We start from the raw sequence: 15,719 nt of genomic DNA, 5'->3' as shown, positions 1-15,719 counted from the left end.
ACAGGTACGGCCTCAATCTTTCAGCTGACGGCTTCTTCCCGGGAGAACTGGCTGTTATACAAATCGGCGTAAAATCCGTTCTCGCGGAGAAGCTCTTCATGGCTGCCTTTTTCAATAATATCTCCGTTTTTCATCACAAGAATCAGGTCGGCATCTTTAATGGTAGACAGGCGGTGGGCGATGACAAAGCTCGTACGGTTAGCCATCAGTTTGTTCATCGCTTTTTGAATATTCATTTCCGTCCGGGTGTCGACACTGCTTGTCGCTTCATCCAATATTAAAATCTTCGGATCGGCTAAAATGGCTCTCGCGATCGTTAAGAGCTGCCGTTGCCCTTGCGAGATGTTTTGGGCATCTTCGCCAAGTACCGTATCATAGCCGTCCGGCAAGGTGCGGATAAAATCGTCGGCATAGGCGGCTTTTGCCGCTCTGATGATGTCTTCATCTGTCGCGCCTTCACGCCCGTAAGCGATGTTTTCACGGATGGTGCCGTTGAACAGCCATGTGTCCTGCAAAACCATCGCAAACATGCTTCTTGCCTGTTCGCGCGACAGCTCGCTGATCTCTGTGCCGCCGACCTTGATGCTGCCTTTGTTTAATTCATAAAACCGCATCAGCAAATTGATGATCGTCGTTTTTCCTGCGCCAGTCGGTCCGACGATCGCAATCGTCTGGCCTTCTTTGGCATGGAGGCTTAAATCGCGGATGACCGGAACGTTTTCATCATAACCGAAGGCGACACGTTCAAACGATACATCGCCTTTTAATATGCCGGTATCGATCGAAGCCGGCGTCTCCTCAGTTTCCTCTTCTTCGTCCAGAAGACTGAACACCCTTTCGGCGGATGCGATTGCCGATTGGATTGTATTCGCGATTCCGGCAGCTTGAACGAGCGGCTGGGAAAATTGCTGCGTGTATTGGATAAAAGCCTGCACGCCTCCGATCAAAAGGGTGCCGTTAAGAACGAAAATACCGCCGGTTATGCTGACAAACACATAGCCGAGGTTGCCGATGAATGTCATCATCGGCATCATCAGACCGGAAATAAACTGCGCTTTCCAGCCTGACTGGTAAAGACGCTCATTCACTTCATCGAATTGCTGAATCGCTTTTTCTTCATGCCCGAATGCCTTTACTTCCTGATGTCCAGTAAACATCTCTTCAACATGTCCGTTGATGTCGCCGAGTTCTTTTTGCTGCGCGCCGAAGTGTTTCTGCGAAAATGAGGCGATAAATCGGACAGCGAGCATGCTGAGCGGGACCGTGATGAAGACGACAAGCGTCAGCACAGGGCTGATCAAAAGCATCATGACGATGATTCCGACTATCGTAATGACGGACGTAATCATTTGCGTCAGCGCCTGCTGCAATGACGTATTGATATTGTCAATATCATTGACGGCGCGGCTTAGCGTGTCGCCGTGCGAATGCTTGTCATAGTACTTTAAAGGGAGCCGGGTCAGCTTTTCATTCACTTCCTGGCGCATTTCGTATATCGTTTTCTGGGCTACACCGGCCATCAGGTAATGCTGCAAGAAAGTAAACAAAGCAGAAAGCAGATACAGTCCTGCCAGGATCATCGTAATCCGGCCGAGAAAGCCGAATTGAACACCGGTGCCTTCTGTAAAGCTTGCAAAAAGGGAAGAGGTCGCATCCCCGAGAAGTTTTGGACTGATGACATTAAACAACGTCGCCAATATTGCAGCAAAGACAACGAGCACCAGCTGGAAGGTCCGCGGTTTTAAATAGCGGGCCAATCTCAAGAGGGTCTTTTTAAATTCTTTCGGCTTTGTCTTATGCATTCCTTTCGGTATAGAGCCGTGATGCTTTTGTTGTTGGCTCATGCGCTTTCCTCCTCAGCCTGCTGTGATGCCACGATTTCCTGGTAAATGCCGTTTTCAGCAAGCAATTGTTGATGGGTGCCGATGCCGGCTATTTTCCCTTCATTTAATACGATGATTTGATCTGCATCCGTAATCGTGCTTACCCTTTGGGCAACGATGATGACGGCGGCATCATCGGTTGTTTTCTTCAGCGCTTTTCTCAGCTTTTGATCCGTTTTGTAATCAAGCGCCGAAAAGCTGTCGTCAAATAAATAAATTTCCGGTTTTCTGACTAATGCCCGGGCGATGGAAAGCCGCTGTTTCTGGCCGCCTGAAAGATTGGCCCCGGCCTGCTCGATATCAGATTCAATTCCGTTTTCCTTGCCTTCCACAAACTCGGCAGCCTGTGCCGTTTCAAGTGCTTCCAAAATTTCTTCATCTGTTGCATCTTCTTTGCCAAATCGGATATTGTCCTTAATCGTCCCGCTGAATATTGAAGCTTTTTGCGGGACATAGCCGATTTTCGCGCGAAGTTCCTTTTGCGCCATCTTTCTGACATCTGTTCCGTTGACAAGCACAGTCCCTTTTTCAATATCGAAAAATCTCGGGATCAATTGAAGAATCGTCGTTTTTCCCGCTCCTGTGCTGCCGATGATCGCAGTCGTTTCACCCGGCTTTGCCTTGAACGTGATATCTTCGAGAACGGGTTTTTCGGCTCCGGCATAACGAAAAGTCACATTGTGAAATTCAACATAACCGCGCAAGCCGCTGTCTTTCTGCGGCTCTTTCGGATCGGTAATCGAAGGCGCTGTTAACAGCACTTCGTTAATGCGGTCGGCGGATGCCTGAGCCCTTGGGATCATCACGAATGTCATCGCAAGCATGATCAGCGCGATTAGAATCATGGATGCATATTGAAGGAAAGCCATTAAGTTCCCAACCTGCATGTTGCCTTGATCGATACGGATGCCTCCGAACCAGATAATCGCGATGTTCGTGAAATTCATCATAATCATCATGACAGGGAATAGAAAAGCCATGATTCTGTTGACGGCGATGCCTGTATCGCGAAATTCTTCGTTTGCCTTTTGAAAACGGGCTTTCTCTTGATCAACGCGGTTAAACGCGCGAATGACGCGAACGCCCGTCAAACCTTCCCTGAGAACAAGGTTGAGACGATCCGTCTTTTTTTGAAGGACGCCGAATAGGGGGACAGCTTTTCTTGTAATGAGAAAAATCAGCCCGGCAAGTATCGGGAGAGCGGCCAGAAATATAATCGACAGCTTGGCATCTCTGGAAACAGCAAGCACAATACCGCCGACCAGCATTAACGGCGCCCTCGTCATCAATGAAAGCATCATGTTGAGCACATCTTGGACTTGCTTGACATCATTTGTGGTACGGGTAATGAGAGAAGCAGAACCGATTTTTCCGAATTCATCCATTGAATAGTGTTCGACTTTGACAAACAGCTTGCGCCTGATGTCTCTTCCAAAGCCGAGGGCTGTTTTCGAAGCGAAAAACGCTTTTCCGACAGTCATCATGATAGCCAGAAGGGAGCAGGCGATCATCCAGCCGCCGGTTCTCATAATGAATGGCATGTCACCGTTCACGATTCCGACATCAACGACATCAGCCATTAAAGTCGGCAAATAAAGCTCAAGCACACTGCTCAGCAAAGTAAAAACAGCGACAAGAATCACTTGCAGCTTATAGGGCTTTAAATATTTTAAGAGTGAGATCATCTTTCAACCTTCTTTTCACTTGTTTTTTCTCCGTGTTCGATAAATTCGGATAACTTAAGAATCAAATCGGCGAACTGCCTGCTTTCATCCTCGCCCAGAAACCGCGAGAGCTGCAAGAACCATCGGTTCAGGCCTTTAAGCGCATCGTCAGCCGCTTTTTTTCCTTCATCGGTTAGAAAAATCCGGACGATCCGCTTGTCATCCTCATCCATGCGCCGCAAAACGAGTCCTTTTTTCTCCATTCTGTTCAACAGCTGTGTGACGAAAGGAGAGGTGACATGCAAAGCGCGGCTGATTTCGGATGCCATTTTTCCTTCACCGTTTTCTTCATTTAAAAACATCAGCGCTTTTGCCTCAGTCTTTTTCCATTCAACTGAAGGAAAAGACTGTTTCATTTTCGTATACCGCAGCCGGCTGAAAGCTTCGATCAACTGCTCAACGGTCTCGCGGCCGACTTTATCTTGTTTCATAAAAGCACCTGCTTCTCCAGTTTAATTAATTAAGTAAATAAACTAAAACACGGTATTATCATACATAGAACAACAAAAGAATGTCAAAGAAGAAACTTAGGAAAAAGAAAAAACCCGATCATTGATGACATTGACCGGGTCATTGTACGAGCTTCATAAAATAATCCTTCAGTTCAAGATGGCGAAGGTGTGACGGAACCTCTTCCGAACCGACGATGATCATCGGAGCCAAGCTATCCGTTTTATAAAGTGAGCCATGGCCGCCTCCGCCAAAATGGAGGGGAGACTTTTCGCCGGCAAATTGGAATCCGGGTTTCGCATCGGCAATCACAAACCGGCCGCGGTGCGAATGCATGGCGCTGTACAGGCGGGCAAGAGCATCCGGGTAATCGCCATACCGGATCGATGTGCCGTCTGCTTTAAGGTCCAATAAAGAAAAATCTCCGCTGATTGTCCATGACTGCCCGTAAGGATCTTGATAACCGCCTTCCGGACGAAACCGCAGCGGTTGTAAGGAACGCTTCGAATCGACGTATATCCAGCCGTCCTTTTTCCATGCTGTGAAAGCGATCCGTCCGTCTTTTTTCAATTCATTGACGGCATCTTGCATCGGCATGTTTCGATCCGTTACATAAATGTATGCCATTCTGTCGTTTACCGCAAAAAGAAGCTGATCTTTTCGATCGGGGCCTTTGTTTATTTTTGTGATCCGGTATCCTTTAAAAAGCGAATGGAGCCGGATGGCTGCCTTGTCTTTATCGCGTCCGATCGATGTCTGCCCGCCGTCTCCCATGACGACCCACACCGCTTTTTCGGCCGCATCGCGCCAAGAATCATATGGATTCAATATCCGCTGCAGCTGCCGGTCCATTTTTTCGATGCCTTCCATATTCATCGGGCCTTCTTTGTGTGCATCGCGGTCAAAATCGGGAAAGTAGGCGACAGTCAGTGCAGGCAGCTTCCTCTTTTTAATTAAATAGGCTATTTCCTGTGCCGTGAATTTGTCGTTAACGCCATAACCCTGCCAAATATGGTGGTAGGGATTGTCGGGATCAAGCTGGGCAAAGCGGCCGAACGAAAAAAGAGCCGGCCCGTTTACCGTCATATGTTCGGGCATCAATTTAAGCTTCTTGAGCGGGGGCGGGATGTTTAATTCGCGGCGGTCAGGCCCCCTGTATATGAGCCCGTTGATGGATGCCGACTGTTTTCCTTGCTTTTGCAAATCTTCATGTACCGTTGTTACCTTTCGGTTTAAATGGCGGTGATTGAGAGAATATATCCCGTCTTCGATCGTTTGTTTGATGCCGAGCGCGGCGATTTCTTTTTTATCGCTCCCGTAATTCACAATTCTCTGTTCACCCTGGTTATACCAGACGAGCCCGGGAACGCGGTGGATATTTGGATAAGTTCCCGTGAGCAGCGTGCTGTCAATCGTAACCGACATGGTCGGATACGCGCTTACCACTTCAGGTTCATAATGACCGGTTTCAAGAAAGAATTTCAATGCCGGGGCGCGTCCTTCTTGAATCGCTTTTTTCAGAGGCTGATCCATCAAAGAGTCGATAATCAGGACAATGACCGGTTTTTTGGAGGGCTTGACGGCCTCTGCTTCTTCATCTGAGAGCCCCAATTTTTCATCCCCGGCATTCAGCCATATGATGAATGAAACCAGCACACATATGAAAATGACAAGTACAATGCTTAGCTTTTTCAAAATGGCCTCATTCCTTTAATTCCATCGTATGCATATTCTGGCATGTGGCGCCGGAAGTTATAGCTGGTAATAGGTTCTAAATGAATCCCGCCTGCTCTTGGGAAGCCTATTCAATTAGAAAGGAGGGAAAATGATGAAGAAACATAAATGGTTAGCCGCATTTGCTATCATCGCCATTTTAGGCGTTATCGGCTATTTCACGGTCAGACACCTTGAACCGGAATATGCCTATATGCCTCCTAAAGAAAACGTCATCTCAAAGGAAAAACGATTGCACGGATACGATCTATGGGGGGCTTTTACAACGGACAAGCCCGCGTCCGCAGGGGAGGGAGCTGTAAAGGTTGATGACCGCCTTCTCGACTTGGGACGGGAGACATTTTATAAGGAAACATTCGGCAATGAGGTGTTTTTGACGGATATCGTCGGACTGCTTGACGGTCCCATTACAGCTGCCAACATGACGAAAGCCATTGCTGGATTAAAAGGGAAAGGGACGACGAATTTACGCATCGAATTGGCGGAAACGGTTAAGGTCGGCGGGAAAACCTTTAAAAAAGGCGAGAAGATCGACACCGGTATTGATGTTGCAAAAGGGGCTTATGCGCCCCTTGGCATGCCTTTCAAATACGCTGACGGAAAAATCAAAGCCGGCATCAGCTGTGCGGCCTGCCACGCCACAGTTGATTCGAAAACGATGAAGGTGATGGAAGGCGTGACAAACCCTGATTTAAATACAGGACTGATGCTGGCGCTGGCGACGAATTCAGCGGCATATTTTACACATGCCGAAATTGATAACATTAAACAATTTATGAATGATAAAAGCCCTGTGATCACCGCTAGAAACGGCAAAAAAGAACGCCTTCCCGATCCGGACCGCCTCGAAGATGCTGTCGATCGGATCTTCCTGAAGTGGCCGAGAGGTTTTTTCGACTCGACGATCGATATGAAAAGCAATCCCACGCAGATTCCGGATGCCTATACATTGGGCGACCATCCGTACAGCTGGAGCGGTGCGGCAATGGCGGGTCCGTTTAAAGGCTTGACTGTGTTCAGCAATAATGTTCATGCGCAAAATTCGGACAGCCTCTCACAAGCCCCGGCAAGCCGGGCGCTTTTCGGCATGAGCGAAGATGTTTATATCGGAACGATTCTGCAAAGGGCTCCCGCCTCAACATACAGGTATCAGCCGAAAAAAGGGGAAAGTCCGACTGCGTTTTTCAAAAAAGCCGATCCCACTCCCGGAGTACCGGGCGTCAACCAAATGGTCAAGCCGCCGAGCTTTCCTAACATCACATTGGCTGCGCCCGATGGCGTGCATGTGAGCTCGCCCGGACGAAAAGTAAATGAAGAAAACAACGCTGTGTCCGCCTGGCAAAATACACTTAGACCGCCTGATCCGCGGCAAAAAACCGACAGCCAAACCGTCAGGCGCGGCAGGCGCGTTTTTGAACAAGCAGGCTGCATATCCTGCCATGCCGGCCGGTATTTGACGAACAACAAGGTCATCTCGGCTGAAAAAGTCGGAACCGAGCCGACAAGAGCGCAGTCTTTTAAGAAAACGGAAAACATTTTTGGGAAAAGTCTTATCCATTCGCCTGACACACCGGTGCCTCTGCCGCGCGAGCCGAAGATTCTGAAAGTCCCGACAGCCGGGTTTGACCCCGAACAGATCAAGCTTTCGTGGGCGCAGGGAGATTCCAAAGGCGGCTACAAAGTGCCGAGTCTGATCGGCGTTTACTGGCGCGCTCCTTATTTGCACGACGGAGGGGTTGCAGTGGGAAGCTCATTAAAAGAGACAGGCATACCAAAGACGATCCTAGAAGGCAAGCAGGCGGACCCTTATAACAGCTTGCTGGCGATGATCGACAGAGACTTAAGACAGCAGGTCGTTAAAAGCAATTCGGAATCGCCCGACTTAAAAGCGGTCAGAGTGACCGGCAAAGGGCATGAATTCTGGATCGACGCCAAAAGCGGATTTTCCGAACAGGAGCAAAAAGCGTTGATTCATTATTTAATCCATGCCGATATGCCGAAAAATAAGGAATAAAATGAAACGAAAAGCCGCCTGTCAGGCGGCTTTTTTAAAACCTCATCACCGCGACGACGCCTTTTCGGTCCTTTGCTTTGTGACGGAGCGATAGGGATGACCCGACTGATGAGCGATTCAGGAGAATCAATTTGAAAAATCAACATAAAAAAGGGGGATGAACATACATATGTAAGATGCGCTTTTTATAATAGAAGAGACGCGGCCAGTGATATAAAGGACAGAAAATTCAGACTTTTATCTGTATTTATGATAAAATAAAATCAGCCAAGCTTTTGCGCCCGGCTGGATTTGTTGTAAGACTGCTATTGATATTGCTGAAGTCGAGAAAAAAACTTCTTTACGAACTGATAAAAGACTTTTGCGGAAGGGGAAAGCTCCCTGTTTTTAGGGGTGATGATACCGACCGTGCGCTTTACCTGCGGAAAATCAATCGGAATCTTCTTTGTAAAACGGGGAGCCGTTTCATTAAAGGCGCTTTCCGGCAAAAGCGTCACTCCCATATCAGCAGAAACCAACCCTTTGATCGCATCCAAATCTTCGCCCTCTGAAGAAATTTTAGGCGTATATCCCACTTGCTTGCATGCATCTACAGCCATTTTTCGAAGGATGTATCCGTCTGGAAACAGCACATACTGATCATTTCTGAGATCGCCGAGATGAAGGCTTTTCTGGCCTGATAGCGGATGATTGACCGGCACGAGTGCCAAAAGGCTTTCCGAAAACAAAATGTCCCCTTTAATCTCAGCAATATTTGACGGAACGGGACCGAGAAAAGCCAAATCGATATCCCTGTTTTTCACCGCTTCGATCAAAAATTTATAAGATCCCTGCCTTAAAAGAAAAGCGACATGAGGATGCTCCTCTTTAAAAGCGGAGATGACGGTCGGAAGGAACTGACCCGCAAGGCTTGTCGGGAAACCGATTTTAACGGTTCCGCGATTCGGGTCCAAATACTCGTCGATTTGTTCCTTCGCGAAATCGATCGCTTTCATCGCCGTTTTAATATGATCTAAAAACTGTCTCCCGATCGGAGTCAGCTTCACATTCCGGCCTTCGCGCTCAAACAAATCAACGCCGAGCTCTTCCTCAAGATTGGCGATCTGCCTGCTGATCGCCGACTGAGCGACATGAAGATGCATGGCCGCTTCCGATACGTGCTCTCTTTCTGCAACTTCCATAAAGTAATGCAATTGGCGTAATTCCATCGTTGTTTCACCTGCTCATCTCAAAATGAGATAGTTTTAATCTAAATTATATATTGTTTGTATAGATTTGAAAACCTACAATAGGATTAGAGTTTGTAAGATTTTATGACCGGGGACAAACGGGAAAAATGAACGGGGGAGAGGAACAATGACTTATAATCAATTACCAAAGGCACAAGGTCTCTACCGTCCTGAATTTGAACATGATGCATGCGGAATCGGCCTTTACGCTCATTTGAAGGGCCTTCCTACTCATGATATTGTCAAAAAAGGATTGCAAATGCTTTGTCAATTAGACCACCGGGGCGGTCAGGGCAGTGACCCGCATACCGGAGACGGGGCAGGCATCATGATGCAGATTCCGGATGCGTTTTTCAAAAAAGTCTGCGCCGGTTTCAACTTGCCTGAAAAAGGACGCTACGGCGTCGGAATGATCTTCTTTTCGAAAGATGACAGCGGGCGCGAGAAAACCGAAGCGCGCATTAACGAGCTGATCGAACAGGAAGGTCAGGCGGTGCTCGGCTGGCGAACTGTACCTATAAATGTCGGAAAAATCGGAACAGTCGCACAAGAAAGTGCACCAGTCGTCCGCCAGGTATTCATCGGAGCAAATGCAGCGCTGAAAGACAATCTGGCATTCGAACGCAAGTTGTACATCATTCGCAAACAGGCCGAAAATTGGGCAAAAGAACACGAAAAAACGTTCTATTTCGTCAGCCTCTCAAGCAATACCATCGTATATAAAGGACTTTTAACGCCCGAGCAGGTTGATGCTTTCTATGAAGATTTGCAGGACGAGGACTTCGTCTCAGCTTTTGCATTGGTTCACTCCCGTTTCAGCACAAACACGTTTCCGAGCTGGGAAAGGGCGCATCCGAACCGCTATCTGATCCACAACGGGGAAATCAATACGCTGCGCGGCAATATGAACTGGATGAAAGCGAGGGAACAGCAGTTTGTTTCTGAAGCGTTCGGTGAAGACTTGCCGAAGGTTTTGCCGATTCTCGATGAAAATGGAAGCGACTCCTCGATACTGGATAACGCATTTGAATTCTTTGTACTGGCTGGAAGGAAGCCGGCCCATGCTGCAATGATGCTGATTCCGGAGCCGTGGAACGAGAACCCGTACATGTCAAAAGAAAAGAAGGCATTTTACGAATATCACAGCTCTTTAATGGAGCCGTGGGACGGCCCGACTGCGATTTCATTTACAAACGGAAAGCAGATCGGAGCTATTTTAGACCGGAACGGGCTCAGACCCGCTCGCTATTATGTCACTAAAGACGACTACCTTATTTTTTCCTCCGAAGTCGGCGTGATTGATGTCGAACAGGAAAACATTTTGTATAAAGACCGGCTGGATCCCGGAAAAATGCTGCTTGTAGATCTTGAAGAAGGACGGATCATTTCCGATGAAGAAGTCAAATCCGAAATCGCCGGAGAGTTTCCGTACCAGGAATGGCTCAGTAAAGAACTGGTTCATGTCTCAAACGACATTGAGGAAACCGAAGAAAAATCTGTGCCTGACCTGCTGACACGCCAAAAAGCATTCGGTTTTACGTACGAAGATATTCACAAGTATTTAATTCCTGTCATTACAGAAGGCAAAGACCCGCTCGGTTCAATGGGCCACGATGTCCCGCTGGCGGTGTTGTCAGACCGTCCGCAATCGCTGTTCAACTATTTTAAACAGCTGTTTGCTCAGGTTACCAACCCGCCGATTGATGCAATCCGCGAACAGATCGTCACATCGACATTGACATGGCTCGGAGCGGAAGGCGATGTTCTCCATCCGAACGAAAGCAGCTGCCGCCGGATCAAATTGTATACACCGGTCTTGACGAACGCACAGTTCAATTCTTTAAAAGGACTTGTGCACAAGGATTTCAAAAGCAAGACGATTCATACGCTCTTTACAGACGATTTGAAGAGCGGACTCGAAGATATGTTTAAAGAAGTGGACAGAGCGATTGCCGAAGGCGTGACACTCCTTATTTTATCCGACCGCAAAATGGACGGTCAGAAAGCGCCGATTCCTGCGCTGCTAGCCGTCAGTGCCTTGCATCAGTATTTGGTCCGTGCAGGAAAACGTACGAAAGTCAGCATTATCGCCCAATCCGGTGAAGCGCGCGAAGTTCATCATTTTGCCGCCTTGATCGGCTACGGAGCTGATGCCATTCATCCGTACCTCACGTATGCGACATACAAACAGGCGATTGAAGACGGAGCGCTCTCCATCAGCTATGAAGAAGCCGTTACAAAATACAGCAAAAGCGTGACAGAGGGCGTCGTAAAAGTGATGTCCAAAATGGGTATTTCCACTGTCCAAAGCTACAGGGGCGCACAGATTTTTGAAGCGGTCGGGATCAGCAAAGACGTCATAGACAGCTATTTCACAGGAACGGCATCACAGCTCGGCGGAATCGGTTTGGACACGATTGCCGAAGAAGCGAAGCGCCGCCACAGGGAAGCTTATGAAGATACATTCAGTGAAACGCTTGATTCGGGAAGCGATTTTCAATGGAGAAAAGGCGGGGAACACCACGCTTTTAACCCGAAAACGATTCACACGCTGCAATGGGCATGCCGCAAAGGTGATTACAGCCTGTTTAAACAATATTCGAAAGCGGCTGATGAAGAAAGAATCGGTTTTCTCCGTAATCTCTTCTCGTTTGATGAAAACCGGAAGCCGCTGCCGCTTGAAGAAGTCGAATCTGCTGAATCGATTGTGCGCCGCTTTAAAACAGGGGCGATGTCATTCGGCTCTTTAAGCAAGGAAGCCCATGAAGCGCTGGCGATTGCAATGAACCGTCTCGGCGGAAAAAGCAACAGCGGGGAAGGCGGAGAAGATCCGGCGCGCTTTACGCCTGCCGCGCATGGTGATAACCGATGCAGCGCGATCAAGCAAATTGCTTCAGGCCGTTTCGGTGTGAAAAGCCACTATCTCGTCAATGCCGACGAGCTGCAAATTAAGATGGCGCAGGGTGCAAAACCTGGGGAAGGCGGACAGCTCCCTGGCAATAAAGTGTATCCATGGGTTGCCAATGTTCGCGGATCTACGCCTGGGGTCGGCTTGATTTCACCGCCGCCGCACCATGATATCTACTCGATTGAAGATTTGGCGCAGTTGATCCATGACTTGAAAAACGCCAACCGCGATGCACGGATCAGCGTAAAGCTTGTCGCTAAAGCCGGGGTCGGCACGATTGCAGCCGGAGTCGCCAAAGCGACTGCCGATGTCATCGTCATCAGCGGCTATGACGGGGGCACTGGAGCATCACCGAAAACAAGTATTAAGCATACCGGCCTTCCATGGGAGCTTGGACTTGCTGAAGCTCATCAAACACTGATGATGAACGGTTTGCGCGAACGCGTCGTATTGGAAACAGACGGCAAATTAATGACCGGCAGAGACGTTGTCATGGCTGCGCTTTTAGGAGCTGAAGAATTCGGTTTTGCCACAGCACCGCTCGTTGTTCTCGGCTGCGTCATGATGAGAGCCTGCCATTTGGATACGTGCCCTGTCGGGGTAGCAACGCAAAACCCTGAGCTTCGCAAAAAGTTCATGGGCGATCCGGATCACATCGTGAATTACATGCTCTTTGTCGCAGAAGAAGTCCGCGAATTGATGGCCCAGCTTGGTTTCAGAACAGTTGATGAAATGGTGGGCCGCACGGATGTCCTTCGTGTCAGCGAACGGGCCAAAGCGCATTGGAAAGCGGGGCAGCTCGATTTATCAAACCTGCTTTATCAGCCAGAAGGCGCACGTACATTCCGTACGCCGCAAAACCATAAAATCGATGAATCGCTCGATATTACGCAAATCTTACCGGCCGTGCAGTCAGCTGTTGAAAACGGTACGCCTGCGGAAGCATCTTTTGAAATCCGCAATATCAACCGTGTAACAGGAGCCGTAACCGGAAGCGAAATTTCTAAGCGCTACGGTGAAGAAGGTCTCCCTGAAGATACGATTACACTCCGATTCACAGGTTCAGCGGGGCAAAGCTTCGGAGCGTTCGTACCAAAAGGAATGACGATGTATTTGACAGGAGATGCCAATGATTACATCGGCAAAGGTCTTTCAGGCGGAAAAATCGCCGTCAAAGCGCCTGACGAATTCAACCCTGCATTCCGTGAAAATGTTATTGTCGGAAACGTCGCGTTTTACGGTGCTACAAGCGGAGAAGCTTATATTAACGGACTCGCCGGCGAACGTTTTGCCGTCAGAAACAGCGGAGTCAGCGTTGTCGTTGAAGGCATCGGCGACCATGGATGCGAATACATGACCGGCGGGCGCGTCGCCATTCTCGGCGACGTCGGCAAAAACTTTGCCGCGGGCATGTCAGGCGGAATCGCCTACGTGTACGCCGAAGACAAAAAAGCCTTTAAACGGAAATGCAATCCTGAAATGATCGAGTTTGAAACACTTGAAGCACCTGAGGAAATCGCGGAACTGAAAACGATGATCGAAAACCATTACAGATATACTGGAAGCTCAAAAGCAGCTTCAATACTTGATCATTGGGAAGAGGCCGTCGGTCGGTTTGTGAAAGTGATTCCGAAAGACTTCAAGCAAATGATAGAGCGGATTAAAGAGCAGAAAGAAGCCGGCTTGTCTGATGAAGAGGCGTTAATGTACGCGTTTGAAGCCGGTACGAAGCAAAAGATTGAACCATCTGCGGCTGCTTCATCAAAAGAAGCGGTGGCACAGTAAGAAAGGGGAGGGGAAAATGGGCAAAGCAACAGGATTTATGGAATTCAAGCGGGAAAAGCCTGCTGAACGCGATCCTCTCACACGGATAAACGACTGGAACGAATATTCGTCTCCATTTTCTGAGGAAGCATCAAAAAGACAGGGAGCGCGCTGCATGGACTGCGGCACCCCCTTTTGCCAAATTGGCATGGATATAAGCGGTTATACGTCGGGATGTCCGATTCACAATTTAATCCCTGAATGGAATGACCTCGTTTACAAGGGAAGGTGGAAAGAAGCGCTTGACCGCCTTCTAAAGACAAACAACTTCCCTGAATTTACGGGACGGGTTTGTCCGGCGCCTTGTGAGGGTTCTTGTACGGTGGCGATTTCCGATCCGGCCGTATCCATCAAAGGGATCGAACGGACGATTATTGACAAAGGATTTGAAAACGGATGGATTCAGCCGCGAATTCCGAAAAAACGGAGCGGCAAGAAAATCGCGATAGTTGGCTCAGGGCCTGCCGGTCTCGCAAGCGCCGATCAATTGAATCAGGCGGGGCATTCGGTCACTGTTTATGAGCGCAGCGACCGCCCGGGCGGCCTGTTAATGTACGGTATTCCAAGCATGAAACTTGAAAAAAGCGTTGTCGAACGCCGCATCAAGCTATTGACGCAGGAAGGCATTGACTTTGTCACCAATACGGAAATCGGCAAAGATATTACAGCCGACGAACTAAAAGAACAGTACGATGCGGTTATCCTTTGCACAGGGGCCCAAAAACAGCGCGATCTCTTGATTGAAGGCCGTGAAGCAAAAGGTGTCCACTTTGCCATGGACTATTTAACAGGCACCATTAAGAGCATGCTCGATTCGAATTTTAAAGATAAGCAGTTTATCAATACGAAAAATAAAGACGTCATCGTCATTGGCGGCGGGGACACGGGGGCAGACTGCGTTGCAACGGCCCTGCGCCAAAAAGCGCGAAGCGTCGTCCAGTTCGGTAAACATCCGAAGCTGCCCGATACAAGAACCGCCGAAAATATGTGGCCGGAACAGCCGCATGTCCATTCGCTGGACTATGCTTATGAAGAGGCGCAAGCAGCATTCGGCAGCGATCCGAGACAGTATTCGATCCAAACGAAAAAGCTTGTCGCAGACAAAAACGGCCATTTGAAAGAACTTCATACGATTCAAATGAAAAAAGTAAAGAATGATCAAGGAAAATTTGAGTTTCACGAAATTCCGGGAACGGAAAAAGTATGGCCTGCTCAATACGTCTTTATCGCCATCGGCTTTGAAGGAACGGAACAGCCGCTGCTTGAACAATTCGGGGTAAATACGGTGAGAAATAAAGTTGACGCAGCATACGGGGGATATAAAACAAATGTCGACGGAGTCTTCGCAGCAGGGGATGCGAGAAGAGGGCAAAGCCTGATCGTTTGGGCGATTCACGAGGGACGCGAAGTCGCCCGTGAAGTTGACAAATATTTAATGGGGAGTTCTGTACTGCCGTAAAACAAAGGGGTATTTACATCATATAAATGAAAGCCTGTCCTTCAACCTTTTTTAGATTGATGCGGCAGGCTGTTTTGTTTTTCTTTCGTTCACTGTTTTCTCGGCCAGCCTTAAACGATTTGATATATATAAATTTTGGCTGTGTACGTACTCCATTTAATGGAATATAACATAGCCTAAAGTATGCAAAGCAATCAAAGGAGGCTATAACAGTGGAAGAGACTTATCAATATCAAGATGACTGGGCGGATGCGAATAGACAGCAGCCTTTTACTTATGGCGGTTACCCTTATCCGCGGCCAAGACCGCGCCCTAGACCAAGGCCGCCGTTTTATCCGTATCCATTCTTCTATCCGTTCTTCTATCCTTATTATCCTTTCTACCCTTACCCTTGGTAATGGGTAAACCGAAGTTGTCTGGTGAAACAGGCAGCTTTTTTCATTTTGATGAATTTTTCAAAACGCTTCCACGAATAATAACAGCGATATGATAAA

The 15,719-nt window shown here is 48.3% G+C and carries 8 protein-coding genes; 3 read left to right on the top strand and 5 right to left on the bottom strand.

Annotated features, from left to right (window positions below):
• Nucleotides 1-20: 20 nt before the first annotated feature.
• The 4 genes from BTA31_RS12990 to BTA31_RS12975 form a co-directional block, all read right to left on the bottom strand.
• Nucleotides 21-1,844, bottom strand: a complete 1,824-nt coding sequence (locus BTA31_RS12990) for an ABC transporter ATP-binding protein (RefSeq protein WP_076792217.1) — start codon at nucleotides 1,842-1,844, stop codon at nucleotides 21-23.
• Nucleotides 1,841-3,568: an ABC transporter ATP-binding protein gene (locus tag BTA31_RS12985; RefSeq protein WP_076792214.1), complete on the bottom strand. Its 1,728-nt coding sequence runs from the start codon at nucleotides 3,566-3,568 to the stop codon at nucleotides 1,841-1,843. The genes BTA31_RS12990 and BTA31_RS12985 overlap by 4 nt, the downstream gene beginning before the upstream one ends.
• On the bottom strand, nucleotides 3,565-4,038 hold the full coding sequence (locus BTA31_RS12980) for a MarR family winged helix-turn-helix transcriptional regulator (protein ID WP_076792212.1): 474 nt from the start codon (nucleotides 4,036-4,038) through the stop codon (nucleotides 3,565-3,567). Before BTA31_RS12980 ends, BTA31_RS12985 begins: the two co-directional genes overlap by 4 nt.
• 139 nt (nucleotides 4,039-4,177) lie before the next feature.
• On the bottom strand, nucleotides 4,178-5,752 hold the full coding sequence (locus BTA31_RS12975) for an alkaline phosphatase family protein (RefSeq protein WP_076792211.1): 1,575 nt from the start codon (nucleotides 5,750-5,752) through the stop codon (nucleotides 4,178-4,180).
• A gap of 130 nt (nucleotides 5,753-5,882) precedes the next feature.
• On the opposite strand from BTA31_RS12975, the gene BTA31_RS12970 reads away from it, so the two are divergent.
• A complete protein-coding gene (locus tag BTA31_RS12970) occupies nucleotides 5,883-7,805 on the top strand; it encodes a di-heme oxidoredictase family protein (protein ID WP_076792208.1) in 1,923 nt (640 codons plus the stop codon).
• A gap of 305 nt (nucleotides 7,806-8,110) precedes the next feature.
• Here the strand turns inward: BTA31_RS12970 and gltC are convergent, their stop codons facing one another.
• Complete coding sequence (gltC, locus tag BTA31_RS12965) at nucleotides 8,111-9,013, bottom strand: glutamate biosynthesis transcriptional regulator GltC (protein ID WP_043927636.1); 903 nt, start codon at nucleotides 9,011-9,013, stop codon at nucleotides 8,111-8,113.
• Nucleotides 9,014-9,161: 148 nt separating this feature from the next.
• Here gltC and gltB point away from each other — a divergent pair, with 148 nt between their 5' ends.
• Both gltB and gltD read left to right on the top strand, forming a co-directional pair.
• Complete coding sequence (gene gltB, locus BTA31_RS12960) at nucleotides 9,162-13,727, top strand: glutamate synthase large subunit (RefSeq protein ID WP_076792206.1); 4,566 nt, start codon at nucleotides 9,162-9,164, stop codon at nucleotides 13,725-13,727.
• A 16-nt stretch (nucleotides 13,728-13,743) separates the two neighbouring features.
• Nucleotides 13,744-15,225 (top strand): glutamate synthase small subunit, encoded by a 1,482-nt coding sequence (gene gltD / locus BTA31_RS12955; protein WP_076792204.1) that lies wholly within the window; start codon nucleotides 13,744-13,746, stop codon nucleotides 15,223-15,225.
• Nucleotides 15,226-15,719 lie beyond the last annotated feature (494 nt).

The sequence above is a fragment of the Bacillus haynesii genome, assembly GCF_001969855.1.
GTDB classification, from domain to species: domain Bacteria; phylum Bacillota; class Bacilli; order Bacillales; family Bacillaceae; genus Bacillus; species Bacillus haynesii.
This window is presented reverse-complemented; position numbering and strand designations above follow the sequence as displayed.